The following is a 25,334-nucleotide window of genomic DNA, read 5'->3' on the forward strand; positions in this document are numbered from 1 at the left end:
TACGCACCACGCCTTCAGTAGCGGAGCAGGAAGGACATCTGATGGAAATGGAAGCCACGCAAGCACCTTAAAATCACCATCATACACTAAATCAGTAAGTTGGCAGCATTACCCCTTTTCCTTAAGGAATAGTTGTCGAGTTAAATCATGTTTATTCGCGAGTGCGATAGTAGAACAAATAATTACAATGGATCAACTAACTATTACTCCAAAATTAGAGTTTATCTACAGAATTACAGGTACCACTAATTGCAAGTACCATTATCTGACCACGGCATATTAAAAACAACACTTGCCGCCAGCCAATAAATAAAAACCATCCCCTAAGAGGACTGTATATTATATTTATATCCCATTATTCTTTTTCAGCAAATCAACGAGAATTATGAATTCCGCCGTTTTATAAGAATAGCAGGCAGTCATTTCTATATGGTTTTATATATCCATCAATATCAGAAATAATCATAATGAATAAAACTGAGACAGAGGCAGGCAGAATATGAAATTGCGGGCAAAAAAAATGGCGCCAGATGTCGCGCCATTTACTGAGAGAGCACTATCGTACGGTACCGCTTAGTGCTTCACGATATACATCGTGCGGCTGTACGCCACATCTTCCGGGTTGTTAATCGGATAGCCTTTCACCCACGGCTTGATTAACCGCCCGTTGGTGTACTGGTAGATCGGCGCAATCGGGGCTTTTTCCGCAATGATTTTTTCTGCGGTATTGTAATCCGCATTGCGGGCCTGCTCGGTGGTCTCCAGGGATGCCTGGTTAATCACCTTGTCATACGCCGGATCGTTGAAACGCGAGATGTTGCCAGTATGCGTTGAGGTCAGCAGGGAGAGGAAGGTTGACGGCTCATTGTAGTCACCTACCCACGAGGCGCGGATCACATCGAAATTACCGGTGTTGCGGCTGTCGATATAGGTTTTCCACTCCTGGTTCTGCAGCTTCACATCCACTCCCAGGTTCTTTTTCCACATCGACGCCACCGCGATAGCAATCTTCTGGTGGTTCTCTGAGGTGTTATACAGCAGCGTCAGCTTCAGCGGTTTCTGCGCATTGTAGCCAGCCGCCTGCAACAGCGTTTTGGCCTGCGCGTTCATCTCTTCCTGGCTCATCTGCTCAAACGGCGATGGCTCAGGGGTAAACCCTGCGGTCACGTCCGGCGTGAAGTGCCATGCCGGTTTTTCGCCGGTACCCAGTACTTTCTCAGCCATGATCCGCCGGTCGATGGTCATGCTGAGCGCCAGACGCACCCGGGCATCCGCGGTCGGGCCTTTCTGGGTGTTAAAGGCGTAATAGTAAGTACCCAGCTGCGGCGGAGTATAGACCTGCCCCGGAATGTCCTTCATTAGTTTCTGATAAAGATTTTTCGGGAACGATTCGGTGATGTCGATATCGTTCGCCAGATAGCGCTTGGTGGCAGACGACTCCTGGTTGATCGGGATAAAGGTCACTTTCTGCAGAACGGTTTTGTCGTTATCCCAGTAATGGCTGTTGCGCTCAACCACCAGCTTCTCGTTGACCACCCGGTCTTTCAGGATATACGCACCGTTACCTGCCAGCGCCCCAGGACGGGTCCACTCCGGGCTGCTCTCCACATTCGCTTTTTGTACCGGATAGAAGGCGAAGCTCGCCGTCAGATTGGCAAACCACGGCAGGGGTTTATCGAGCTGCACGCGCAGGGTTCGGCTATCCACTGCCGTTACGCCCAGTTTATCCGGCGTTGCCTTACCGTCGATGATCGCCTGAGCGTTAACGATTCCGGCCAGGGCCGCAAACCAGGCGAAAGGCGAGGTCGTTTTGGGATCCACCAGACGCTGCCAGCTGTAGACAAAATCCTGGGCAGTGACGGGGGTGCCGTCAGACCATTGCGCGTTCTCGCGGAGGGTGAAAGTCCAGACGCGGTTATCATTACTCTGCCAGCGGGTCGCTACGCCTGGCACCAGTTCGCCCTTTTCGTTTTGATTCACGAGCCCCTCGAACAGATCGCGGATCACCTGAATTTCAGGCAGGCCAACCGCTTTAGCGGGATCAAGCGAGGCAGGTTCATCTTTGATATGACGCACCAGCTCCTGTTTGGATGCCAGGGTTGTCCCGGGGGGAACATCCGCCGCGAAGGCGTAAGAAGAGAGGCCACACAACAATAAGGCAGAACAGATCAACGAAACCGGATGCTTCATGAGATCCCCTTTGAAATGATGGGTACGAGCAGATGGGTAATTATTTGTTTCAGAACAGTGAAATGCAAACAACTTCCGTTGGAAAGTTGATATCTGCCGGTTTTATCCACTGTGTGAAACTATTTGATTAACCGTGTTTTTTGCACAACACTGCCAGTAATACAATTTGATTCAGGAACGTCTATGTCACTTACCCGCCCAAGAACGGAACGTGGCGCTTTCCCGCCCGGGACCGAACATTATGGCCGCTCATACCTCGGCGCCCCCTTAATCTGGTTCCCTGCCCCGCAGGCCGATCGCAACAGCGGCCTGATCATTGCCGGAACCCACGGAGATGAAAATTCTTCGATTGTGACCCTCTCCTGCGCCCTGCGTACCCTTTCCCCTCCGCTGCGCCGCCACCATGTGGTATTAACCGTTAACCCGGACGGCTGTCAGTTGGGATTACGTGCCAATGCCCGTGGCGTGGATTTAAACCGTAACTTCCCGGCGGCCAACTGGCGGGAAGGCGAGACGGTCTACCGCTGGAACAGCTCAGCCGAAGATCGAGACGTGGTGTTGCTGACGGGAGACAAGCCCGGTTCAGAGCCGGAAACCCAGGCACTGTGTCATCTGATCCACAAACTGCATCCGGCCTGGGTTGTCTCGTTTCACGATCCGCTGGCCTGCATTGAAGATCCCGCCCACACGGCCCTTGGGCGCTGGCTGGCAGATGCCTTTTCACTGCCGCTGGTCACCAGCGTCGGCTATGAGACGCCAGGCTCATTCGGCAGCTGGTGTGCCGATTTAAGCCTGCACTGCATCACCGCTGAATTCCCGCCGATCTCCTCCGATGAGGCCAGCGAGAAATACCTGAAGGCGATGACCGATCTGTTGCGCTGGGAACCTCAGAGATGAACGACGCCGGTGCTGTATTGCAGCGCCGGAGAGACATCCACGGCAAGCCAGGTAGGGCCATCGAGATCGGCAAACTTCACTTCATTCGCCAGCGGCAGTGCGGCACCGATCGCTCGCGAGGTGCAGAGCATACAGCCGAGCATCAGTGAAAAACCACGTTGACGCGCCTCGGCGGCAAGGGAGAGCGCTTCGGTGATGCCACCGGTTTTATCCAGCTTGATATTGACCATATCGTAACGCCCTTGCAGGTCCGCCAGGCTCTCACGGGTGTGGCAGCTCTCATCGGCGCAGATGGGCAGCGGATGAATAAAGTTCGCCAGTGCGGCGTCCTCACCCGCGGGCAAAGGTTGTTCGAGCATGGCGACATCCAGATCCGCCAGCAGCTGGCAGCGGGCAGCCAGTCCTTCGCTGTGCCATGATTCGTTGGCGTCGACGATAAGCGTCGCCTGGGGCACGGCGCCGCGAATGGCGACCATCCGCTCGCTGATCAGACGATCGTCCAGCTTCACCTTCAGCAGGCGCGCCCCGGCGTCATAGAGCGCTTTGGCACTGGCGGCCATCTGCGCGGGCTCACCGATGACCACCGTTTGCGCGGTGACCAGCGTCTGCGGCAGCGTCACGCCCGCCAGCGCCGCCAGAGAGATCCCCTGTTGACGGGCGGCTAAATCCCACAGGGCGCTGTCCACCGCGTTGCGTGCGGCACCGGCAGGCAATAACGTCTGTAGCGCTTCCCGGGTAAGGCCGCGCTCCAGTTCAGGCGCCAGCGCCATGATCTGCGCCATTACCGAGGCGATGCTTTCGCCATACCGGGGATAAGGCGTGCATTCTCCCACCCCTTTGACACCCTCTTCCTCTATCTCAACCACCACTACACAGGCCTCGCTCCGGGTTCCCCGGGAGATCACAAACGGCGTATGCAGTGGCCAGGCTTCTTCGTAAACCTTGAGGGTTCTCATCACTCACTCCTGTATAGCGGCTTCGCGCAAATAGGGTTTGCTGTGCTATCGGCTGATGACATACACTAACGGCGACGTTAACTATATGTAAACAGGAAGATAACTATGTCACAACTCGTTCATTTCCAGGGCAACCCGGTTTCTGTTGCAGGATCCATTCCTCAGAAAGGCAGCAAAGCGCAGGCGTTTACGCTCGTGGCAAAAGATCTGTCTGACGTCGTGCTGAGCCAGTTTGCCGGCAAGCGTAAAGTGCTGAACATTTTCCCAAGCATTGATACCGGCGTGTGCGCCGCGTCTGTACGTAAATTCAACCAGCTGGCGACCGAAGTGGACAACACCGTTGTGCTGTGCATCTCTGCCGACCTGCCGTTCGCTCAGTCCCGTTTCTGCGGTGCTGAAGGTCTGAGCAACGTTATCACTCTGTCTACCCTGCGCAACCCGGAATTCCTGGAGCAGTATGGCGTGGGCATCTCTGAAGGCGCACTGAAAGGCCTGGCTGCACGTGCAGTTGTGGTGATCGACGAAAATGACACCGTCGTATTCAGCCACCTGGTGAATGAAATCACCACCGAGCCAGACTATGCTGCCGCGCTGGAATCGCTGAAGGCGTAACGGCAAAAATGACATGAGCCTGTACAGCATCGGCTCATGTCATTCATTTGACAAGTTCTCATATACCTCGTCAACTTCCTTTCGATACTCTACCGGCGTACACCCCATCTCCCGACGATAGACAGAATACATATACTGAAGTGACGTAAATCCGCTCTGCATAGCCACATCGGCATAACTCAGTTGCGTCTCCCGCAGCAAATTTTTTGAGCGCTCGAGTCTGAAGCTCAGTAATTCGTCATGCAACGTCTTTCCGAGGGTACGCATAAAGTGCATGTCCAGGGTCGCGCGGGAACAGCCTACGTGCTCTGCAACCTGGGCGGCCTTGATCCCCTGGGTTCCGAACTGGCGGATGAAGTAGCGGGCACGCAAAATATAGGTATTCATTATAACGCTGTGCCGGGTAGACGCCTGGGCATTCACCCCTTCAGGCCCGACCATGACATGTTTTTCGCGCAGCGGTGTACCCGTCAGTTGCCTGTGCAGCATCTCCGCCGCAATGCGTCCCATCTGATGGGTACCCTGCGCAACCGAACTGATGGCGATGCGACTGAGGCTGCGCAACAACGGATCATCATCTATGCCGATAATAGCGATCTCTTCCGGCACGGCATAACCCGCGATGGAACACGCCTGCAGCACTTGTCTGGCGCGTGAATCCGTTACTGCGATGATACCAACAGGCTTAGGTAGCGTACCCAACCACCGGGCCAGATCCTCAAGAATGTTTTGCCACACCAAAGCGTGTGTCGGAATGCCTTCAAAGATCTCGGCCTGATGCCCGTCCGCCTCTACAAACTGGCGAAAGGCGTTTGCCCGTTCCACCGCCCAGGGGTTCATAATTGTCGGCTCGATGGAGTAACAGGCAAAGCGCGGAAGGCCCATGTCGATGAGATGTTGATACGCCAGCCTCACCAGCTCAACGTTATCCGACGCCACGTAAGGAAGAGAGCGGATCGTTGGGCTGCTCAACTGCCAGGAACCGCCAATTCCCACCACCGGCATCTCTACCTTCGTCAGTAGCGATGTCAACAGAGGATCGTCGAAATCCGCAATGACACCATCCCCTTTCCATTCGAGCAGGCTGGCCGGGGATGAGCGGAAATCCTCTTCCAGCAGGAAATCCCAGTGGATGCGGGTCGATTTCATGTACTCACATATTCCTTCAATGATGCTCCTGCCATAGCGCCCTTTGGACTTCAGCATCAGTGCCACCCGAAACATGTCATGCTTTCGCGACGCCATATCGTGATCCCTGAATATAGAGAAGAAATATCACCCTATCATAAGCCGAACGATGGCTGTAAAGATATTACTGCCCTTAACTTAATGTTATTAAAGAGTAATTCTACCATTTAGAAAAATCATAAACCGATTTTGCAGCAGAGTTATGCCAGGCTGTTTTCCGTTCCTGAAGTGCAAAAAAATAAAAACCTCTGGAGGAAATGACTCTGCTATGAAATTGCAAATAAACGGAAAACCTCTTTTCCTGTCACTGACGTTGCTCTTACTGGTTGTCACGCATGTGTCGTTCAACCAGGTCCGCGCAGCAGTCAACCCGGAAAATAACATTGTGGCCGCTAAACCGCGGGTGATTGTCTCAACGGACATCGGCGGGACCGATTTTGACGATTACCAGTCGCTGGTCCACCTGCTGCTGTACGCAGATGCGATGCAACTCGAAGGCCTGCTCTCCTCGCCGTGGGGGCCGGTACGAAACCGTGCGACGGAAATTCTGAAGACAATCGATCGATATGAACAGGATTATCCGAATCTGAAAAACTGGTCCAGTGATTACCCGACCCCGGATTACCTGCGCTCCATTACCCGACAAGGCGGGATGGATTCCGCGCCGCCCGAAGGCTTTAGTCAGCCCACTGATGCCTCAAAACTGATCATTGAAGCGGCAAAACGCCCCGATCCCCGGCCGCTGTGGATCCTGATCTGGGGAGGGATTGACGACCTGGCGCAGGCGCTTCATGACGACCCAACCATCAAGCAAAAAATCCGCGTCTACTATATCGGTGGCCCGAACAAGAAGTGGTCGACGTCTGCATACAATTATATTGTTCGCCATCATCCGGACCTGCACATCATTGAAAACAACTCCACCTATCGGGGCTGGTTCACGGGAGGCGATCAAACCAACGGTCTCGACGGCGCGACCTTTGTGGCTACGCATGTAAAAGGCCACGGCGCGCTGGGCGATTTCTTTAATTCCTACGGAGAGGGTCAATTAAAGATGGGGGATACGCCGTCGGTGGCTTATATCCTTGGGCCCAATCCCGACGATCCTCAACAAGAAAGCAAAGGCGGTGGACGGTTTGTGCGGGCATGGGATCGCCCCCTGTACACCTTCAAAGGCAGGCCAACCGCCTCCGACGTGGTGGAAACCTATGGCCTGGTTGAGCTGATCGTTCATCCCAAAGGGCAGGCGCCGGCGGGGACCACCGCAAATCTGGTCGTGCCTGCCTCCGGGAACAAAAGCGATCGTTTCCCGGGCTTCGCAGCCGCTGACGGGACGTGGCACTTCCGTTTCGTCCCGAAAGCATCCCAGACGTGGAAGTACACCATTGAATCTAACTGGGCCGGTCTGCAAGACCCGATTGGCGGCAGCTTTACCTCAGCGTCCCCTGCGGCTTTCCGGGCCACGCAGCCCTCTGGCCGCTATCCAAACTGGTGGACCGACAATCCTGATCCCGCGTTAAGCGAGGACGTGCCGCCTTTTGGCCCGCAGCAGGGCATCAAAACCATCAATCAGTGGCGCGCGACCTATCTGGCTGACTTTGCGTCTCGTATCGAACGGCTGAAGCCATCAACACCTGATATAAAAGAGAGCAAACAACGTCTGTTCGTGTTAACCGATATCGGTGACGATCCCGATGACCAGATGTCAATGGTGCGCCTGATGACCTACGCTAACCAGGTGAACATTGAAGGCCTTGTCGCCACCTCTACCGGCAAAAATAAAGACCAGGTAGAACCACAACGTATCATCGATATCATTAAAGGTTACGGATTAGTCCGCGATAATCTGGAAAAACATGAGCCCGGTTTTCCGCTTGCGGACGATCTGCTTAAGGTGGTGGCTCAGGGCTTGCCAGTCCACAATATGGCCGCAGTGGGTGAAGGCAAAGACTCCACAGGATCGGAACTGCTCATTAAGGCCGTAGACCGTCAGGACGATCGGCCATTATGGGTGACGGTCTGGGGTGGCCCGAATGTGCTTGCGCAGGCGCTATGGAAAGTACGTCATACCCGTACGCCTGAAGAGCTTGAAAAGTTTGTTTCCAGACTTCGCGTCTACGCCATCTCCGATCAGGACGACAGCGGTCCGTGGATCCGCAAAATGTTCCCGTCGCTGTTTTACATCGTTTCCCCGGGGCAAAACGCCGGGGGCGGTTTTCACCACGCTACCTGGATTGGCATCGGCGGTGACTATTTCCATGGCCGTTTCGCCGGGGCGGATTATCAGCTGGTAACCAACGAATGGCTGGATAAAAATGTACGCAGCAAAGGCCCTTTAGGGGCAGAGTACCCGCGCTGGAAGTTTATGATGGAGGGGGACACGCCATCATTTTTGAATCTGATTCATAATGGTTTGTCCGATCCTGAACATCCTGACTGGGGTGGCTGGGGCGGTCGTTACGAGCTCTATACGCCGCATAAAGAGCGTTGGTTTATGGCCCAGGAGACGCGCCCGATTTGGACCAATGCGCAGGATGAAGTGCTGGGCTTTGATAATCGCTGGCACACCACTAACCATGCAACAATCTGGCGCTGGCGTGGGGCTTATCAAAATGACTTTGCCGCCCGAATGGACTGGACCATCAAGCCCTACAGTGAGGCCAATCATCCGCCGGTACCAAAACTCGATCACCCTGCCACCCTGACGGTGAAAAAAGGGCAACGGGTGGAGCTCAGCGCAATGGGTTCCACCGATCCCGATGGTGATGCCCTCTCCTATGAATGGTTTGTCTATGCAGAGGCGGGAACGCGCGTATTATCAAATGCGGCCACCGGGGTCATGTTAGACATTAAAAACGCTGACCAGCCAAAGGCCTGGTTCGATGTCACCGATGCCCGGGTAATGTCACCGGGAACAGGTACGATGCATATCATTCTGGCCGTGACCGATCATGGCACGCCGCGCTTAACCCGCTACAAGCGCGTGATTGTCAACGTGGTGCCATAACCCCTCAAGCGGCGGGCCTGATGCCTGCCGCTTCACTTATGTACTGACAGGCGCTACTCGTCACCTTTCTTCTGGCTCAGACCATATTCGCGCAGCTTGTTGGCGATGGCGGTGTGAGACACGCCCAACCGTTTCGCCAGCTTGCGGGTGCTGGGATAGTTACGATAGAGCTGCGTCAGCACCGAGCGTTCAAAGCGGCTGGTAATGTCATCCAGCGATCCTTCCATCGCCTCTTCCCCTACCGCCACCGTTCCGGCGTCGTAGTCCGGCAATAAGATATCCTGTGGCCTCAGCTCATAGCCTTCAAGCTGGGTCAGAGCACGGTAGATCGCATTTTTCAGCTGACGAATATTCCCCGGCCAGCCGTAACGGGTAAGAACCGTATTCAGATCGGCTGAGAACTTCGGTCTTGGGATACCCTGCTCATCGGCAAAGCGCGCCACAAACAGCTCGGTCAACGGCATGATGTCCTGCGGACAATCGCGCAGCGGCGGAATATTGAGGGTCAGAACGTTCAGGCGATAATAGAGATCTTCCCGGAACATCCCCTTCTGCACCAGCTCCACCAGGTTCTTCTGGGTGGCGCAGATGACGCGCACATCCACATGCACCTCATGATCTTCCCCCACCCGGCGGAAGGTGCCGTCATTGAGGAAACGCAGCAGTTTGGCCTGCATCCGCGGTGACATTTCGCCAATCTCATCCAGCAGCACCGAGCCGCCGTTGGCCTGCTCAAAGAAGCCTTTTTTGCCTTCCGGCGCGTGGCCAAACAGTTCGCTTTCGACGGCATCTTCCGGAATAGAGGCGCAGTTGAGGGCCAGATAAGGTTCGCTCGCCCGCGGACCCGCCTGGTGCACCGCATGGGCCAGCAGATCTTTGCCGGTGCCGGTGTCGCCGGTGATCAGCAGCGGCGCGGCAAGGTTTGCCAGCTTACGCGCCTGCTCCACCACGTGACGCATTTTCGGGCTGACGGCAATAATCTGGCTGAAGGCGCCCGTATCCTGGCTCGACAGGTTTTGCAGTTGACGCCCCATACGGACCGTTGAGCGCAGCATGATCACTGAACCGGTCAGGGTTCTGTCGTCGTTGTCACCCTGCAGATAGACCGGGGTGAGCTCCATCAGGAAGTTTTGCCCGTTGATCATCACATGCTCGCTGTGGGTCGAGCGCGGATTGCTCTCCAGCCAGCGCTGGAAATTGAAGCCGGGGATCAGCTGGGCGGCGTTGTGGTTACTCAGTTTCTCCGGCTCCAGCGCAAACAGCTGGCAGCTCGCCTGATTAGCCCGATCGATTTTACCTTTCAGATCCAGGGATAAAAAGGGTTCGGGCATCGCTTCCAGCAGCGCGCTAAGGGCCAGGTGCTCGCGCTCGGAGGGCATCCACGGCACGGTACGCACATCCGTAACGCCAGCGATACGGCGGATTTCAGCCATTAAGCTGCTAAATGTTTCGAAAGCAATTTCAGCAAAATTCAGGTAAATCTTCCCGATTGGGTCAATCTCAATTCCGCGCAGGTCAATACTCCGCAAAACAAGGAGATCGAGCAGCTCGCGAGTCAGGCCGAGACGGTCCTTACAAAACACTTCCAGACGCATGGGAAAATCACTCTATAAGCCATTAACTCTGAAATGATAAGCCAGATATCTGCAATCGGGAAGATGGCTGTCAACAAATATTGACAGCCTGTGAGCATAGTGACGGAATTTTGTGCGAGGAAGCGAGCTTACTTCGGTTTTTTATTGAGGGTATCTTTCAACTGGCCGATTAATTCCCGACGGAAATCCCCCAGCCGGGGTTTATCATCCGCTGTCCACGGCAGTGGACGGCACAATTCCATCGCTTTGATCCCCAGTCGCGCGGTGAGTAATCCTGCACCAATCCCCTGCGCCGCACGGGCCGAAAGGCGAGCGGCCAGATCCTGCGACATCCAGTCCATCCCCACCTCGCGCACCAGCTCACTGGCCCCGGCGAAAGCCATGTTCAGCAGCACCAGGCGGAACAGACGCAAGCGGCTGTAATAGCCCAGCTCAATGCCGTACAGGGTGGCGATGCGGTTAATCAGGCGCAGGTTGCGCCAGGCAATAAAAGCCATATCCACCAGCGCCAGCGGGCTGACGGCAATCATCAGCGTTGATTCGGCCGCCGAGCGGCTGATCTCCCGCCGGGCCTGGCTGTCCAGCACCGGCTGAACGAGGTGGGCATACAGCGATACCACTTCGCGATCGTTTTGCGTTTCGTGAATGGCGGCGTACCAGCGCTGCAGCGCCGGATGAGACTGATCGAGCCCGGCCTGTTTCGCCAGTTTTTCACAAAACGCCCGTCCGTTACCGGTGCCGTGGCTGTGCAGCAGATCCCGGGCTTCATCACGCTCGTGAGCACGCTGGCGCAGTCGCCATAAACGGCGCCATTCGGTGGCAACAGAGCCCACGCCCGCGCCAACGATAAGCGCACCTGCCGCGCATCCTCCCAGCGCCACCCAGTCCTGGGTTTGCCAGGCGTTGATTGCCCACTGCACGCCTTGCCCTACCACCGCAGCGCCCGCCAGCATCAAGCCCGCGCTGACCATTTTGCGCCACAGGCTACGTTTAGGTCGCAAAGCGGCTTCGACGACGGCTTCGGCTTGTCCTTCTTCGGCGGGGAGCATATCGGTCACCACCGGGGCGAAGTTTCCGGCCTGGGCGTCATCAAACGTTTGTGCCGCTTTAAAGGCTTCGCGATCCTCCTCTTCCAGAGTGCCGGTAAAATCCATTCGCGGTTTTAAGGGTTCGGTCATCGCAATTTATCTCCGATTAAAAACTCCAGCGCGGCGTCCAGGCGAATATGCGGCAGCGGCTGGTCTACATTCATCGTCTGCGGGCGGAAGGCTTCAAACTGAAACCCCTGCTTCTGCCAGAATGCCTGGCCCGGCAGCCGGGCGGGAACCTCGCCAGGGTAGACCGTCAGCGGGGCGCCATCGCTCAGACGGTGGCCGCGCAGCGCCGGGATCTTATCGCCATTAACGTCAATCAGGCCGCTCTGGGTAGCCTGTACCGAGGCCAGCCCCAGGCAGTCCATACTGATACCCTCAAAAGCGGCGTTCTGCCAGGCATCCTGCACCAGCTGCTGGAGGAGCGACACCATATTGGCATGCTGATCCACCGTCACGTGATCCGCCTTGGTGGCGGCAAACAGCAGTTTGTCGATCACCGGGGAGAAGAGACGCCGGAACAGCGTGCGCTGCCCGTAGTGGAAGCTCTGCATCAGTTGGGTGAGCGCGAGGCGCATGTCATTGAAGGCCTGAGGGCCGCTGTTGAGCGGCTGGAGGCAATCCACCAGCACAATCTGGCGGTCAAAGCGTAAAAAGTGGTTGGTGTAGAACCCCTTGACCACTTTTTCGCAGTAGTAGTTGAAACGCTCGCGCAACATCCCGGCGTTGGTATGTTTGTCCGCCTGGGCAAGCTTCGATTCACCAAAAGCCTCCACGTCCGGCCACGGGAAAAATTGCAGCGCCGGGGCACCCGCCATATCTCCCGGCAGCACAAAGCGACCCGGCTGGATAAAGTGCAGACCCTCTTTCTTACATTGATGCAGATAATCGGTCCAGGCTTCTGAAATGGCCGCCAGCCGGTTTTCATCGGCGGGTGCCAGCGGATCCAGCCCCTCACACAGGGAGCGCCAGCGGGCGGACCACGCCGCGCGGGGCCCCTGTAACAGGCCCGTCATCTGCCGCGACCAGCTGAGATAGTCCTGGGTCAGCATCGGCAGGTCGAGCAGCCATTCGCCGGGATAGTCGACAATCTCCAGATAGAGGGTGGAGGTCTCTTTAAAGTGACGAAGCAGCGAGTCGTTGGAGCGGTACCGTAACGCCAGGCGGATTTCACTCACCCCGCGGGTGGGCGTTGGCCAGGTTGGCGGCGTGCCGTAAAGCTGGGCCAGCCCTTCGTCGTAGGTGAAGCGAGGAATACCAAAATCGCGCTGAGGAACGCGCTTTACGCCAAGCAGGCGCTCTTCGCGCACCGCGCTCAGCAGCGGCAAGCGCGCCCCGGCATGCAGGTTAAGGAGTTGATTCACCATCGCCGTAATAAAGGCGGTTTTGCCGCTGCGGCTCAGTCCGGTGACTGCCAGGCGCAGATGACGGTCAACCCCACGATTCACCAGAGAATTAAGTTCATTTTTAAGTCGCTTCATCGCCATCCTGTTCTGCCTGAAGGAATTATTGTTATGAGAAATATGACATGGGGATAAGGAGAAAGGAATAAAAGCGCCGCAACGGCACGTCCAGCGCTGTGCCGTTGCGGTCTATTTCAATTTACCGGAAAGCCGAGTGGCGAGTTTTTTCAGCATCGGCTCCAGCGCCACCGCCAGCAGCATCCGCACGGGTTTACGGGCGACCGATTTAATCGCCCAACCCGCCACGCCTGCCGGGCCGTAACGCAGCGCGGTCAGTAATACCAGCTTCCCTGCGATTTTCAGGCCCGGCTTAACCTGTTGCCCGGCACGTTGCCAGCGTTGATTCATATCAATTCTCTCTGTTAAAGCTGACGAAAACGGCTTCGCAGCGTGAAGGTATCCGAGGTGACATACCGCTCCATTTCGCGCAGACGTTTTTCGCCTGCCGACAGCTCAGCATCCACCGCATCCAGTAATTCACCGCTGGTGGGTGCATTCTCATCGCCCATCGCGCCGTCCGGCATCGGGTCCAGCACAAAGGACAAAATGATATAGGCCACCAGGGTAATAAACGCCAGACCAAAGAAAATGGAAAGTACCGTTACCACACGCACCAGTTTCACCGGCACGTCGAGGTAGTGCGCCAGTCCGGCGCAGACGCCGCGCAACGTCCCCTGCTGAGGGATACGCCACAATTTTTTATTCAGATTCAGTGCCATTAGCGATCCCTCCAGTTCGGATGTTCCGCATCGAGGATCGCCTCCAGCGCCTGAATACGTTCGCGCATTTTATTTGCGTCCTGAGTTAATTGCGCCAGGCGCTGTTGTTCGCTTTGCGACAGCTCTCCCCTTGAAGAACGGTTACTGTAGTGCAGCCACAACCAGATCGGCAGCACAAACAGCACGAAAATGGTCAGCGGAATGGCAAGAAAAAGCGCGCTCATGTCTACTCCTTGTCTTATGAGTGGCGGCGCCGACGGGCGCCGCAGTCGTTATTATTGATTGTCTTGTTTCATTTTGGCCTTCAGCGCGGCCAGTTGCTCGCTGATTTCATCATCCGCTTTCAGATCGGCAAACTGCTGATCCAGCGTTTTCTGTTTGCCAAAGCTGTGGCTTTCCGCTTCCGCTTCCATCTGATCGATACGACGCTCAAACGACTCGAAACGGGCCATGGCTTCGTCAATCTTGCCGCTGTCGAGCTGACGGCGCACGTCACGGGACGAGCTTGCTGCCTGATGACGCAGTGTCAGAGCCTGCTGACGGGCGCGGGTTTCGCTCAGCTTGTTCTCCAGCTCCGCAATCTCTTTTTTCATGCGGGCAAGGGTTTCATCCACCAGAGTGACTTCCTGCTCCAGGGTAGCGACAATATCGGTCAGCTTCTGCTTTTCAATCAGCGCAGAACGGGCGAGGTCCTCTTTATCTTTGCGCAGCGCCAGCTCCGCTTTTTCCTGCCATTCGGCCTGCTGGGCGGTCGCCTGTTCAATACGGCGGGAAAGCTGCTTTTTCTCAGCCAGCGCACGGGCGGAGTTAGAGCGCACTTCCACCAGCGTGTCTTCCATCTCCTGAATCATCAGACGAACCAGCTTCTGTGGATCCTCTGCTTTCTCCAGCAGTGAGTTGATGTTGGCATTCACGATGTCGGCAAAACGAGAAAAAATACCCATAATTGAATCCTCATATTTTCTGTTATCGGGCTGAGCCCTGCTGCATAGCTAATACAATTCCCGTGCCAATTTTATATCCCTTTGATTTAACACGTGGTGATTGCTTTTTCGCCCGCTACGCCCTACTCTCACTTAGTGAATTACACCAATAAGTGGTCAATTACATCATGGCTGAATTTAAAGATACATTACTTGGGGAAGCCAACAGCTTTCTCGAGGTGCTGGAGCAGGTATCCAGGCTGGCACCGCTGAATAAACCAGTGCTGATTATCGGCGAGCGAGGCACCGGCAAGGAGCTGATTGCCAACCGGCTACATTACCTCTCCGGTCGCTGGGATGGACCGTTTATCTCCCTGAACTGCGCCGCGCTGAACGAAAATCTGCTGGATACGGAACTGTTTGGTCATGAGGCGGGCGCCTTTACCGGGGCGCAGCGTCGCCATCCCGGTCGTTTCGAGCGCGCCGATGGCGGCACGTTGTTTCTTGATGAGCTGGCGACCGCGCCGATGCTGGTGCAGGAAAAACTGCTGCGCGTCATTGAGTATGGCGAGCTGGAGCGCGTGGGCGGCAGCCAGCCTTTACAGGTCAACGTGCGGCTGGTGTGCGCCACTAACGCCAATTTGCCGGAGATGGTCGAGCAGGAGAAGTTTCGCGCCGACCTGCTGGATCGGCTGGCGTTTGATGTCGTTAACCTGCCGCCGCTGCGCGAGCGACGCAGCGATATCATGCTGCTGGCGGAGCAGTTTGCCATTCAGATGTGTCGCGAGCTTGGGCTCCCGCTGTTTCCCGGTTTCAGTCAGCACGCCCGCGAAACGCTGCTGGACTACCGCTGGCCGGGCAATATCCGTGAACTGAAAAATGTAGTGGAGCGCTCCGTTTACCGCCACGGTAGCAGCGAGACTGAGCTGGATGAGATTGTGATCGATCCCTTTCAGCGCCCCACACAGCCCCTTGTCAGCAAACCGCTTATCACGGGTACGCCCACCCTGCCCCTCGATTTGCGCCTGTTCCAGCTGGAGCAGGAGAAGCAGTTGCTGGAGCAGAGCCTGCGCGAGGCACAATTTAATCAGAAACGCGCGGCTGAACTGCTGGGGCTGACCTACCATCAATTGAGGGCGTTGCTTAAAAAGCATCACATGCGCTGACATAATCAGCACTTATCCGCAGACATTTTTACGAAGCAGGTGTAAGTGCGATACACTTTGCAGATCGTCACTAAAAACCTTAAAAATTATGCGTCTGGTTTTCTCGTCCCTGATTGCGCTCGGTCTGTTAAGCAGCCAGGCGTTTGCCGCGCCTGAGCTGGCAGAGCGCGCGGATATTCGCGACAGCGGCTTTGTCTACTGCGTAAGTGGGCAGGTCAACACCTTCAACCCGCAAAAGGCGAGCAGCGGCCTGATCGTCGATACCCTCGCCGCCCAGCTCTATGACCGCCTGCTGGATGTGGATCCCTATACCTATCGCCTGGTGCCGGAACTGGCTGAGAGCTGGCAAGTGCTGGACAACGGTGCCACCTACCGTTTTCGCCTGCGCGACGACGTCAGCTTCCAGAGCACGCCGTGGTTTAAGCCTACCCGTAAACTCAATGCGGATGACGTGGTCTTTACCTTCCAGCGTATTTTTAACCGCAACCATCCGTGGCACTACATCAACGGCGGTAATTTCCCCTACTTCGACAGTCTGCAATTTGCCGATACGGTGAAGAATGTGCGCAAGCTGGATAGCCGTACGGTAGAGTTCACCCTGGCGCGGCCGGATGCCTCCTTCCTGTGGCATCTGGCGACGCACTATGCCTCGGTAATGTCCGCGGAATATGCCACTCAGCTCACCCTGAAGGACAAAATGGAGTTGATGGATCGCCAGCCCGTAGGAACCGGGCCGTTCCAGGTTGAAGAGTACCGGGCCGGGCAGTACGTGCGCCTGCAACGCCATGAGAAATTCTGGCGCGGCACGCCGCTGATGCCGCAGGTAGTGGTCGATTTAGGCTCCGGCGGTACCGGGCGGCTGTCGAAACTGCTCACCGGGGAATGTGATGTCCTGGCCTGGCCTGCCGCCAGCCAGCTGACCATCCTGCGCGACGACCCGCGTCTGCGCCTAACCCTGCGCCCGGGCATGAATATCGCTTATCTGGCCTTTAACACCAACAAGCCGCCGCTGGACAACCCGGCGGTACGCCATGCCCTGGCGCTGGCGATCAATAACCAGCGTCTGATGCAGTCCATTTATTACGGTACTGCGGAAACTGCCGCCTCAATCTTGCCCCGCGCCTCGTGGGCCTACGATAGCGAGGCTAAAATTACCGAATACAACCCGGAAAAATCACGCGAACAGCTCAAAGCGCTGGGGGCAGAAAACCTCACACTGCAATTGTGGGTGCCCACCAGCTCCCAGGCCTGGAACCCTAGCCCGTTAAAAACCGCAGAGCTGCTCCAGGCTGACCTGGCCCAGGTGGGGGTCAAGGTGGTGATTGTTCCGGTAGAAGGTCGTTTTCAGGAGGCGCGCCTGATGGACATGAACCACGATCTCACCCTGTCAGGCTGGGCGACAGACAGTAACGACCCGGACAGCTTCTTCCGTCCGCTCCTGAGCTGTGCGGCCATTGATTCGCAGACCAACTATGCCCACTGGTGCAACCGCGAGTTTGACAGCATTCTGCGCAAGGCGCTGTCGACCCAGCAGCTGGCGGCACGTATCGATGCCTATGATGAAGCGCAGATTATTCTGGCCAAAGAGCTGCCGGTGCTGCCCCTGGCCTCCTCCCTGCGTCTGCAGGCGTACCGTTACGATATCAAAGGCCTGGTGCTCAGCCCGTTTGGAAATGCGTCGTTTGCGGGCGTCTCCCGCGAGAAACAAGAAGAGGTGAAAAAACCGTGATTATTTTTACCTTACGTCGGTTGCTGTTGCTGCTGATCACCCTCTTCTTTCTGACCTTAGTGGGTTTTAGCCTGAGCTATTTTACCCCGCACGCGCCGCTACAGGGTGCGTCGCTGTGGAATGCGTGGTGGTTCTGGTTTGAAGGCGTGCTGCACTGGGACTTTGGCGTCTCCAGCATTAACGGCCAGCCCATCGCCGAGCAACTGAAAGAGGTCTTCCCCGCCACCATGGAGCTCTGCATCCTGGCGTTCGGTTTTGCGCTGATGGTGGGGATCCCGGTCGGGATGCTCGCCGGGATAACCCGCAGTAAATGGCAGGACAAGCTGATCAGCGCGATCGCCCTGCTCGGGTTTTCGGTTCCCGTCTTCTGGCTGGCGCTGTTGTTGACGCTCTTTTTCTCGCTGACGCTCGGCTGGCTGCCGGTCTCCGGACGTTTTGACCTGCTCTATGCGGTAAAAACCGTCACCGGATTCGCCATTATTGACGCCTGGCTCTCAGATTCGGTCTGGCGGCATGAGATGATCATCAGCGCCGTGCGCCACATGGTGTTGCCGGTGCTGGCCCTGGCCGTGGCACCGACCACGGAGGTGATTCGCCTGATGCGCATCAGCACCAGCGAGGTGTTTGACCAGAACTATGTTAAAGCGGCCGCCACACGCGGGTTGTCACGGCTGACGATTTTACGTCGCCATGTGCTGCATAATGCGCTGCCGCCGGTGATCCCACGTCTCGGACTGCAGTTCTCAACCATGCTGACGCTGGCCATGATCACCGAAATGGTCTTTAGCTGGCCAGGCCTCGGGCGCTGGCTGATTAACGCCATTCGCCAGCAGGATTACGCCGCTATCTCTGCCGGCGTGATGGTGATTGGCGCGCTGGTGATTATTGTGAACGTGTTATCTGATATTTTGGGTGCTATGGCTAACCCACTGAAACATAAGGAATGGTATGCCTTACGATAGCGTATACAGTGAAAAGCGCACGCCCGGTGCGTTACGCACCGTGTGGCGAAATTTCTACGGCGACGCCATGGCGATGATCGGCCTGTACGGCTGCGGCGGCCTGGTGCTGCTGTGTATCCTGGGCTCCTGGTTTGCGCCGTATGGCATCGATCAGCAGTTTCTCGGCTATCAGCTGTTACCACCATCCTGGTCCCGCTACGGTGAAGTCTCCTTCTTCCTGGGCACCGACGACCTCGGGCGCGATGTGTTAAGCCGTCTGTTGAGCGGCGCCGCGCCGACGGTAGGCGGCGCCTTTGTGGTTACCCTGGCCGCCACGCTGTGCGGTCTGGTACTGGGTATTGTCGCCGGGGCTACTCACGGCCTGCGCTCAGCGGTGATGAACCATATTCTCGATACGCTGCTGTCGATCCCGTCGCTGCTGCTGGCGATCATTGTGGTGGCCTTCGCCGGTCCGCACCTGACGCATGCCATGTTTGCTGTCTGGCTGGCGCTACTGCCGCGCATGGTACGTTCGGTCTACAGCCTGGTGCATGATGAGCTGGAAAAAGAGTATGTGGTGGCCGCCCGTCTCGATGGCGCCACCACCATGAATATTCTGTGGTTTGCGGTGCTGCCCAATATCGCCTCGGGCATGGTTACGGAAATTACCCGTGCCCTGTCGATGGCGATCCTGGATATCGCCGCGCTCGGTTTTCTCGATCTGGGCGCTCAACTGCCCTCCCCGGAATGGGGCGCGATGCTGGGCGACGCGCTTGAACTGATCTATGTGGCCCCCTGGACGGTAATGCTGCCGGGTGCTGCAATTATGGTTAGCGTATTACTGGTGAACCTGCTTGGCGACGGGATCCGTCGCGCCATTGTGGCGGGGGTGGAATAATGCCGTTACTGGATATTCGCAATCTGACGATTGAACTTAAAACCGGCGAAGGCTGGGTAAAAGCGGTCGATCGCGTCAGTATTACCCTGAGCGAAGGCGAAATTCGCGGGCTGGTGGGGGAATCGGGCTCAGGCAAAAGCCTGATTGCCAAAGCGATTTGCGGCGTGGCGAAGGATAACTGGCGCGTCACCGCTGACCGTATGCGCTTTGATGATATCGACCTGCTGCGCCTCTCCGTCCGCGAACGACGCAAGCTGGTGGGCCACAACGTGTCGATGATCTTTCAGGAGCCGCAATCCTGTCTCGATCCCTCGGAGCGGGTAGGCAAACAGCTGATGCAAAACATTCCCGCCTGGACCTATAAAGGCCGCTGGTGGCAGCGTTTTGGCTGGCGTAAACGCCGGGCTATTGAGCTGTTGCACCGGGTGGGGATCAAAGATCATAAAGACGCCATGCGCAGCTTCCCCTATGAGCTGACGGACGGTGAGTGTCAGAAAGTGATGATTGCCATCGCGCTGGCTAACCAGCCGCGCCTATTGATTGCGGATGAACCGACCAACGCGATGGAGCCGACCACCCAGGCGCAAATCTTCCGCCTGCTGACCCGGCTTAATCAGAACAACAACACCACTATTTTGCTGATCAGCCATGACCTGCAGATGCTGAGTAAATGGGCGGATAAGATTGATGTGATGTACTGCGGCCAGACCGTGGAAACCGCTGGCAGCGAGGATCTGATCACCACGCCGCATCATCCGTACACCCAGGCGCTGATCCGTGCGATACCGGATTTTGGCAGCCCTATGCCGCATAAAAGTCGCCTGAATACCCTGCCGGGGGCTATCCCACTGCTGGAGCACCTGCCGATTGGCTGTCGCCTGGGACCACGCTGTCCTTATGCCCAGCGTAAGTGCATTGAAACGCCGCGCCTGGCCGGGCCGAAGAACCATCTGTTTGCCTGCCATTTCCCGCTGAACATGGAGAAAGAGTGACATGGTCGAAACCCTGCTGGAAGTGCGCAACCTGAGTAAGACCTTTCGCTACCGCACCGGCTTATTTCGCCGTCAAACCGTTGAAGCGGTAAAACCGCTGAGTTTTACCCTGCGTGAAAAGCAGACTCTGGCGATCATCGGTGAGAACGGTTCGGGCAAATCGACGCTGGCGAAGATGCTGGCCGGGATGATTGAACCCTCGGACGGAGAAGTCCTGATTGACGATCATCTGCTGAAATTTGGCGATTACTCGTTCCGCAGCCAGCGGATCAGGATGATTTTTCAGGATCCCTCCACCTCGCTGAACCCGCGCCAGCGTATCTCACAGATCCTCGATTTCCCGCTGCGGTTCAATACTGATCTGGAGCCTGAAGCGCGACGTAAGCAGATCATCGATACTCTGCGCATGGTCGGACTGCTGCCGGATCACGTCAGTTATTATCCGCACATGCTGGCGCCGGGGCAGAAGCAGCGTCTGGGTCTTGCCCGCGCGCTGATCCTGCGCCCGAAAGTGATCATCGCTGACGAAGCGCTGGCCTCGCTGGATATGTCGATGCGTTCACAACTTATCAACCTGATGCTGGAGTTGCAGGAGAAACAGGGTATCTCGTATATCTACGTCACCCAGCATTTGGGGATGATGAAGCACATCAGCGATCAGGTGCTGGTGATGCACGAAGGCTCAGTGGTGGAGCGCGGCAGTACCGCCTCGGTGCTGGCCGCCCCGCTCCACGATCTGACTAAACGTTTAATTGCCGGGCATTTTGGCGAAGCCTTAACCGCAGATGCCTGGCGAAAAGATCGCTGACCTGCCCTGTATGGAGTGGTCGGATTAACACTGTACGCGACACATGCTATTATCGCCGCGTTTTAACGACGGTTGTCCAAAAATGACTGCCGCCACAACAATGAATATAAGGATTAAGAGCTATGGGTTTTCTTTCCGGTAAGCGTATTCTGGTCACTGGCGTTGCCAGCAAACTGTCCATCGCATACGGCATCGCACAGGCTATGCATCGCGAAGGCGCTGAGCTGGCATTCACCTACCAGAACGACAAGCTGAAAGGCCGCGTAGAAGGGTTTGCCGCGCAGCTGGATTCCAGCATTGTTCTGGAATGCGACGTTGCTAAAGATGAAAGCATCGATGGCATGTTCGCCGAGCTGGCAAAAACCTGGTCGAAATTTGACGGTTTCGTTCACTCCATCGGTTTTGCACCGGGCGACCAGCTGGATGGCGACTATGTAAACGCGGTCACCCGTGAAGGCTTCAAAATCGCACACGACATCAGCTCCTACAGCTTTGTGGCGATGGCGAAATCCTGCCGCTCCATGCTTAACCCGGGCGCAGCGCTGCTGACCCTCTCCTACCTGGGCGCTGAGCGCGCTATCCCGAACTACAACGTAATGGGTCTGGCAAAAGCCTCTCTGGAAGCCAACGTGCGCTACATGGCGAACGCAATGGGTCCGGAAGGCGTGCGCGTAAACGGCATCTCTGCCGGTCCAATCCGTACTCTGGCGGCTTCCGGCATCAAAGACTTCCGTAAAATGCTGGCGCATTGCGAAGCGGTTACCCCGATCCGTCGCACCGTGACCATCGAAGATGTGGGTAACTCCGCAGCCTTCCTCTGCTCTGACCTCTCTGCTGGCATCTCCGGCGAAGTGGTTCACGTTGACGGCGGTTTCAGCATCGCTGCAATGAACGAGCTGGAACTCAAATAAGTTCGTTACCTTCCCGCTCCGGCGGGAAGGTTTGCCCACCGTTCAGCCTTCTCTCCCCCCGTTATTCCGTTCCGCTATTTGTTATCACTTAACAATATTTTTCCGCTTATCCGCCTTCCGCCAGGATATTGATCGCCATTTTGAGATCAAGGAACGCACATGGAACAACGCCGTATTTCTGGCAAAGGCCACTGGTATCATGAGACCCAGTCCAGTAGCAGCCCGACGGAAGTCCTGCCTTTGGTTCCCGAAGCCGCGCATGTCGCCGATCGCTTTTTGCTGAATATCGCGCTACCGGCAACGTTGCTGGCAGCCTGTGAACGCTGGTTAACCCCGGCCCGGGCGCTATGCGACCTTTTTTTCCCGCGGACCATCGCGGTTACCCGGCTGCGTACGCTGAGCGCCTACGATCGTTTCAGCACCGCCCTGACGGTAGCCCAGGTGTGCGGCGTGCAGCGTTTGTGCAATCACTACGCCGCCCTTCTCGCCCCGCTCCCCGGCCCCGACTCCTCCCGTGAAAGCAATCGCCGTCTCGCCCAGATCACCCAGTATGCCCGCCAGCTTGCCAGCTCGCCGGATGTGATCGACAGCAAAGCGCAGCAGGGGCTCGATGAGGTGGGCCTGACGGTGTATGACATCGTGACCATCAATCAGATTATCGGCTTTGTCGGCTTTCAGGCGCGGGTGGTGGCGGTGTTTCAGGCCCTGCTCGGCCACCCGGTGCGCTGGCTGCCGGGGCACCATATCCCGCCTCACGCCCTGCCGGACGATAACGACCTGAATATGTGGCAGCCTGCCATCCCTGGTGTTGAATGTTGTCAGGCCAGCCCGCAACAGCTGGCCTCGCTTGAACGCTGGCAGGACGAGCCGTTATTGCAGCCTCTTACTCCAGTGCTCTGTCATGAACCGTTGATCCTCGATCAAACCGGTGAAATTCTGATCAGTGGCATTAACACGGTGTATAAAGACGATGAGGCGGTAAGGCGTGCGGTAGAACAGCTGGCGCGATCGCCAGATCAGTTCAGCGCCGCGCAGTTCACCCCGCTGACAGATGATGGCCAGTCGCCCGTACAGGCCATCAACCTGCTCACCTGGAGCGCTTTTTGCGGCTGGCTGAACCGTCTGAAAATCGCCATTGGCAGAAGCGAATAACCACACTAACGACCGAAAGAGCGCTTGCTGTAGCAGTGAGATTCGCGTAAAACTGTCAGCCGCTCAATGGCTACGAAAATAGATCACTATGCTCCAGGACAACCCGCTGCTAGCGCAGCTTAAACAGCAACTGCATTCCCAGACGCCACGTGCTGAAGGGGTCGTAAAAGCCACGGAAAAAGGCTTTGGCTTCCTTGAAGTCGATGCGCAGAAAAGTTACTTCATTCCGCCTCCGCAGATGAAGAAAGTGATGCACGGCGATCGCATTACGGCCGTGATCCATAGCGAAAAGGATCGTGAATCAGCCGAGCCTGAAGAATTAATTGAACCGTTTCTGACCCGTTTTGTGGGTAAGGTGCTGAGAAAAGATGACCGTCTGTTCATCATTCCGGACCATCCTCTGCTGAAAGACGCCATCCCCTGCCGCGCTGAGCGTGGCGTGACACATGATTTTAAAGAAGGTGACTGGGCCGTAGCAGAAATGCGCCGTCACCCTCTGAAGGGCGATCGCGGTTTTTATGCCGAACTGACCCAGTTTATCACCTTCGGCGAAGACCATTTCGTACCGTGGTGGGTCACCCTTGCCCGCCATAATCTGGAAAAAGAGGCGCCAGAAGGCGCAGCGACTGACATGCTGGACGAAGGTCTTGAGCGTCGCGACCTGACTGCCCTGAATTTTGTCACCATCGACAGCGCCAGCACCGAAGATATGGACGATGCGCTGTATGTTGAAGAGCAGGCTGACGGTAAACTGCTGCTAACCGTAGCGATTGCCGATCCTACGGCCTGGATCGCAGAAGGCACCCCGCTGGATGACGCGGCGAAAATCCGTGCCTTTACCAACTATCTCCCGGGCTTCAACATCCCGATGCTGCCACGTGAACTGTCAGATAATCTCTGCTCCCTGCGCGCCAACGAAGTGCGCCCGGTACTGGCCTGCCGTATGTCCATCGCTGCCGATGGCACTATCGAAGAGAACATTGAGTTCTTCGCTGCGCTGATCGAGTCCAAAGCCAAGCTGGTGTACGACGAGGTCTCTGACTGGCTGGAAAACAGCGGTAGCTGGCAGCCAGAGAATGAGGCCATTGCCGACCAGATCCGCCTGCTGCATCGCGTCTGCCTGAGCCGTAGCGAATGGCGTAAGACCCATGCGCTGGTCTTTAAAGATCGCCCTGACTACCGTTTCATTCTCGGTGAAAAAGGCGAAGTGCTGGATATCGTGGCGGAGCCGCGTCGCATTGCTAACCGCATCGTTGAAGAGTCGATGATTGCGGCGAACATCTGCGCAGCCCGCGTACTGCGCGACAAACTCGGTTTCGGTATCTATAACGTGCATACCGGGTTTGATCCGGCTAACAGCGAAGCCCTGGCGGCTCTGCTGAAAACCCATGACGTGCATGTGGATCCGCAGGAAGTTCTGACCCTGAATGGCTTCTGCAAGCTGCGCCGTGAACTGGATGCTCAGCCGTCTGGTTTCCTGGACAGCCGCATTCGCCGCTTCCAGTCTTTCGCTGAGATCAGCACCGAACCTGGCCCGCACTTTGGCCTGGGGCTGGAAGCCTACGCGACCTGGACCTCACCGATTCGTAAGTATGGCGATATGATTAACCACCGCCTGCTGAAAGCGATCGTTAAAGGCGAAACCATTGCCCGTCCACAGGACGAAGCCACGGTGCAGATGGCCGAGCGCCGTCGCCTTAACCGCATGGCGGAACGCGACGTTGGTGACTGGCTCTACGCCCGGTTCCTGAAAGACAAAGCCGGAACAGACACCCGTTTCGCGGCGGAGATCATCGATGTCAGCCGTGGCGGCATGCGTGTCCGTCTGGTGGATAATGGCGCCGTGGCCTTTATTCCTGCGCCGTTCCTGCATGCCGTACGTGACGAGCTGGTCTGTAGCCAGGAAAACGGCACCGTGCAAATCAAAGGCGAAGTGGCCTATAAAGTGACTGAAGTTATCGATGTCACTATTGCTGAAGTGCGCATGGAAACACGCAGCATTATTGCCCGCCCTGCCGTCTGATTGTTGACTGCCTGAAAGCCGGTTCACCTCATTTGAGGGAACCGGCTTTTTTTTGCGTTAACGTCAAATTCAT

The 25,334-nt window shown here is 56.4% G+C and carries 22 protein-coding genes; 12 read left to right on the plus strand and 10 right to left on the minus strand.

Annotation, left to right across the window (positions count from 1 at the left end; all coding sequences use genetic code 11):
* Positions 1-573: 573 nt before the first annotated feature.
* Positions 574-2,190 carry an ABC transporter substrate-binding protein gene (locus tag FHC51_RS17720; RefSeq protein ID WP_220436239.1) on the minus strand — a complete coding sequence of 539 codons (1,617 nt, stop codon included), beginning with the start codon at positions 2,188-2,190 and terminating at the stop codon, positions 574-576.
* A 183-nt stretch (positions 2,191-2,373) separates the two neighbouring features.
* On the opposite strand from FHC51_RS17720, the gene mpaA reads away from it, so the two are divergent.
* Positions 2,374-3,087 (plus strand): murein tripeptide amidase MpaA, encoded by a 714-nt coding sequence (gene mpaA / locus FHC51_RS17725; protein ID WP_103179858.1) that lies wholly within the window; start codon positions 2,374-2,376, stop codon positions 3,085-3,087.
* Here the strand turns inward: mpaA and ycjG are convergent.
* Positions 3,078-4,043: an L-Ala-D/L-Glu epimerase gene (gene ycjG / locus FHC51_RS17730; RefSeq protein WP_220436240.1), complete on the minus strand. Its 966-nt coding sequence runs from the start codon at positions 4,041-4,043 to the stop codon at positions 3,078-3,080. The two genes, mpaA and ycjG, sit on opposite strands and share 10 nt — an antisense overlap.
* A gap of 105 nt (positions 4,044-4,148) precedes the next feature.
* Between ycjG and tpx the strand changes: the two genes are divergently transcribed.
* Positions 4,149-4,655 carry a thiol peroxidase gene (gene tpx / locus FHC51_RS17735; RefSeq protein ID WP_103179860.1) on the plus strand — a complete coding sequence of 169 codons (507 nt, stop codon included), beginning with the start codon at positions 4,149-4,151 and terminating at the stop codon, positions 4,653-4,655.
* Positions 4,656-4,694: 39 nt separating this feature from the next.
* Here tpx and FHC51_RS17740 read toward each other — a convergent pair whose 3' ends face one another.
* Positions 4,695-5,900, minus strand: coding sequence for a DNA-binding transcriptional regulator (locus FHC51_RS17740; RefSeq protein ID WP_220436241.1), 1,206 nt, complete (start codon positions 5,898-5,900; stop codon positions 4,695-4,697).
* Positions 5,901-6,111: 211 nt separating this feature from the next.
* Between FHC51_RS17740 and FHC51_RS17745 the strand changes: the two genes are divergently transcribed.
* Entirely contained in the window at positions 6,112-8,850 is a 2,739-nt protein-coding gene (locus tag FHC51_RS17745; protein WP_220436242.1) for a nucleoside hydrolase-like domain-containing protein, read from the plus strand.
* A 53-nt stretch (positions 8,851-8,903) separates the two neighbouring features.
* Here the strand turns inward: FHC51_RS17745 and tyrR are convergent, their stop codons facing one another.
* From tyrR to pspA, 7 genes are all read right to left on the minus strand, one after another.
* On the minus strand, positions 8,904-10,445 hold the full coding sequence (gene tyrR / locus FHC51_RS17750; protein WP_220436243.1) for a transcriptional regulator TyrR: 1,542 nt from the start codon (positions 10,443-10,445) through the stop codon (positions 8,904-8,906).
* A 128-nt stretch (positions 10,446-10,573) separates the two neighbouring features.
* The gene (locus FHC51_RS17755; RefSeq protein ID WP_220436244.1) at positions 10,574-11,623 is read right to left on the minus strand and encodes a YcjF family protein; all 1,050 of its coding nucleotides are present in this window, start codon (positions 11,621-11,623) and stop codon (positions 10,574-10,576) included.
* Positions 11,620-13,017, minus strand: a complete 1,398-nt coding sequence (locus FHC51_RS17760; protein ID WP_156239016.1) for a YcjX family protein — start codon at positions 13,015-13,017, stop codon at positions 11,620-11,622. The genes FHC51_RS17755 and FHC51_RS17760 overlap by 4 nt, the downstream gene beginning before the upstream one ends.
* A gap of 111 nt (positions 13,018-13,128) precedes the next feature.
* Positions 13,129-13,347, minus strand: coding sequence for a phage shock protein PspD (gene pspD / locus FHC51_RS17765; protein ID WP_220436245.1), 219 nt, complete (start codon positions 13,345-13,347; stop codon positions 13,129-13,131).
* Between the two features lie 14 nt (positions 13,348-13,361).
* A complete protein-coding gene (gene pspC / locus FHC51_RS17770) occupies positions 13,362-13,718 on the minus strand; it encodes an envelope stress response membrane protein PspC (RefSeq protein ID WP_220436246.1) in 357 nt (118 codons plus the stop codon).
* Positions 13,718-13,942, minus strand: a complete 225-nt coding sequence (gene pspB, locus FHC51_RS17775) for an envelope stress response membrane protein PspB (protein ID WP_103179865.1) — start codon at positions 13,940-13,942, stop codon at positions 13,718-13,720. Before pspB ends, pspC begins: the two co-directional genes overlap by 1 nt.
* Positions 13,943-13,993: 51 nt before the next feature.
* Positions 13,994-14,662, minus strand: coding sequence for a phage shock protein PspA (gene pspA, locus FHC51_RS17780; RefSeq protein ID WP_103822228.1), 669 nt, complete (start codon positions 14,660-14,662; stop codon positions 13,994-13,996).
* Positions 14,663-14,829: 167 nt separating this feature from the next.
* On the opposite strand from pspA, the gene pspF reads away from it, so the two are divergent.
* The 9 genes from pspF (at position 14,830) to FHC51_RS17825 (ending at position 25,261) form a co-directional block, all read left to right on the plus strand.
* Positions 14,830-15,807, plus strand: a complete 978-nt coding sequence (gene pspF, locus FHC51_RS17785) for a phage shock protein operon transcriptional activator (RefSeq protein WP_220436247.1) — start codon at positions 14,830-14,832, stop codon at positions 15,805-15,807.
* A gap of 88 nt (positions 15,808-15,895) precedes the next feature.
* On the plus strand, positions 15,896-17,536 hold the full coding sequence (gene sapA, locus FHC51_RS17790; RefSeq protein WP_220436248.1) for an ABC transporter substrate-binding protein SapA: 1,641 nt from the start codon (positions 15,896-15,898) through the stop codon (positions 17,534-17,536).
* Positions 17,533-18,498 carry a putrescine export ABC transporter permease SapB gene (sapB, locus tag FHC51_RS17795; protein WP_103822231.1) on the plus strand — a complete coding sequence of 322 codons (966 nt, stop codon included), beginning with the start codon at positions 17,533-17,535 and terminating at the stop codon, positions 18,496-18,498. The genes sapA and sapB overlap by 4 nt, the downstream gene beginning before the upstream one ends.
* Positions 18,485-19,375 (plus strand): putrescine export ABC transporter permease SapC, encoded by an 891-nt coding sequence (gene sapC, locus FHC51_RS17800; RefSeq protein WP_103822232.1) that lies wholly within the window; start codon positions 18,485-18,487, stop codon positions 19,373-19,375. The genes sapB and sapC overlap by 14 nt, the downstream gene beginning before the upstream one ends.
* Positions 19,375-20,367 (plus strand): putrescine export ABC transporter ATP-binding protein SapD, encoded by a 993-nt coding sequence (sapD, locus tag FHC51_RS17805; protein WP_103822233.1) that lies wholly within the window; start codon positions 19,375-19,377, stop codon positions 20,365-20,367. The genes sapC and sapD overlap by 1 nt, the downstream gene beginning before the upstream one ends.
* A 1-nt stretch (position 20,368) precedes the next feature.
* The gene (gene sapF, locus FHC51_RS17810; protein WP_220436249.1) at positions 20,369-21,175 is read left to right on the plus strand and encodes a putrescine export ABC transporter ATP-binding protein SapF; all 807 of its coding nucleotides are present in this window, start codon (positions 20,369-20,371) and stop codon (positions 21,173-21,175) included.
* A gap of 122 nt (positions 21,176-21,297) precedes the next feature.
* Positions 21,298-22,086, plus strand: a complete 789-nt coding sequence (gene fabI / locus FHC51_RS17815) for an enoyl-ACP reductase FabI (protein ID WP_220436250.1) — start codon at positions 21,298-21,300, stop codon at positions 22,084-22,086.
* A gap of 159 nt (positions 22,087-22,245) precedes the next feature.
* Entirely contained in the window at positions 22,246-23,238 is a 993-nt protein-coding gene (locus FHC51_RS17820) for a CMD domain-containing protein (protein ID WP_220436251.1), read from the plus strand.
* 88 nt (positions 23,239-23,326) lie between these two features.
* Positions 23,327-25,261, plus strand: a complete 1,935-nt coding sequence (locus tag FHC51_RS17825) for an exoribonuclease II (protein WP_220436252.1) — start codon at positions 23,327-23,329, stop codon at positions 25,259-25,261.
* Positions 25,262-25,334: the final 73 nt, after the last annotated feature.

This window comes from Leclercia sp. EC_58, assembly GCF_019584355.1.
Lineage (GTDB): Bacteria > Pseudomonadota > Gammaproteobacteria > Enterobacterales > Enterobacteriaceae > Enterobacter.

What these genes read in the sequence shown, in the direction of transcription:
- pspC (WP_220436246.1), bottom strand. Translation starts at nt 13,718, where the DNA reads ATGGCACTGAATCTGAATAAAAAATTGTGGCGTATCCCTCAGCAGGGG.
- FHC51_RS17740 (WP_220436241.1), bottom strand. Translation starts at nt 5,900, where the DNA reads ATGGCGTCGCGAAAGCATGACATGTTTCGGGTGGCACTGATGCTGAAG.
- fabI (WP_220436250.1), top strand. Translation starts at nt 21,298, where the DNA reads ATGGGTTTTCTTTCCGGTAAGCGTATTCTGGTCACTGGCGTTGCCAGC.
- FHC51_RS17825 (WP_220436252.1), top strand. Translation starts at nt 23,327, where the DNA reads ATGCTCCAGGACAACCCGCTGCTAGCGCAGCTTAAACAGCAACTGCAT.
- pspB (WP_103179865.1), bottom strand. Translation starts at nt 13,942, where the DNA reads ATGAGCGCGCTTTTTCTTGCCATTCCGCTGACCATTTTCGTGCTGTTT.
- tpx (WP_103179860.1), top strand. Translation starts at nt 4,149, where the DNA reads ATGTCACAACTCGTTCATTTCCAGGGCAACCCGGTTTCTGTTGCAGGA.
- sapC (WP_103822232.1), top strand. Translation starts at nt 18,485, where the DNA reads ATGCCTTACGATAGCGTATACAGTGAAAAGCGCACGCCCGGTGCGTTA.
- tyrR (WP_220436243.1), bottom strand. Translation starts at nt 10,445, where the DNA reads ATGCGTCTGGAAGTGTTTTGTAAGGACCGTCTCGGCCTGACTCGCGAG.
- FHC51_RS17820 (WP_220436251.1), top strand. Translation starts at nt 22,246, where the DNA reads ATGGAACAACGCCGTATTTCTGGCAAAGGCCACTGGTATCATGAGACC.
- ycjG (WP_220436240.1), bottom strand. Translation starts at nt 4,043, where the DNA reads ATGAGAACCCTCAAGGTTTACGAAGAAGCCTGGCCACTGCATACGCCG.
- mpaA (WP_103179858.1), top strand. Translation starts at nt 2,374, where the DNA reads ATGTCACTTACCCGCCCAAGAACGGAACGTGGCGCTTTCCCGCCCGGG.
- FHC51_RS17720 (WP_220436239.1), bottom strand. Translation starts at nt 2,190, where the DNA reads ATGAAGCATCCGGTTTCGTTGATCTGTTCTGCCTTATTGTTGTGTGGC.
- FHC51_RS17755 (WP_220436244.1), bottom strand. Translation starts at nt 11,623, where the DNA reads ATGACCGAACCCTTAAAACCGCGAATGGATTTTACCGGCACTCTGGAA.
- sapA (WP_220436248.1), top strand. Translation starts at nt 15,896, where the DNA reads ATGCGTCTGGTTTTCTCGTCCCTGATTGCGCTCGGTCTGTTAAGCAGC.
- sapD (WP_103822233.1), top strand. Translation starts at nt 19,375, where the DNA reads ATGCCGTTACTGGATATTCGCAATCTGACGATTGAACTTAAAACCGGC.
- pspA (WP_103822228.1), bottom strand. Translation starts at nt 14,662, where the DNA reads ATGGGTATTTTTTCTCGTTTTGCCGACATCGTGAATGCCAACATCAAC.
- sapF (WP_220436249.1), top strand. Translation starts at nt 20,369, where the DNA reads ATGGTCGAAACCCTGCTGGAAGTGCGCAACCTGAGTAAGACCTTTCGC.
- FHC51_RS17745 (WP_220436242.1), top strand. Translation starts at nt 6,112, where the DNA reads ATGAAATTGCAAATAAACGGAAAACCTCTTTTCCTGTCACTGACGTTG.
- pspF (WP_220436247.1), top strand. Translation starts at nt 14,830, where the DNA reads ATGGCTGAATTTAAAGATACATTACTTGGGGAAGCCAACAGCTTTCTC.
- FHC51_RS17760 (WP_156239016.1), bottom strand. Translation starts at nt 13,017, where the DNA reads ATGAAGCGACTTAAAAATGAACTTAATTCTCTGGTGAATCGTGGGGTT.
- pspD (WP_220436245.1), bottom strand. Translation starts at nt 13,347, where the DNA reads ATGAATCAACGCTGGCAACGTGCCGGGCAACAGGTTAAGCCGGGCCTG.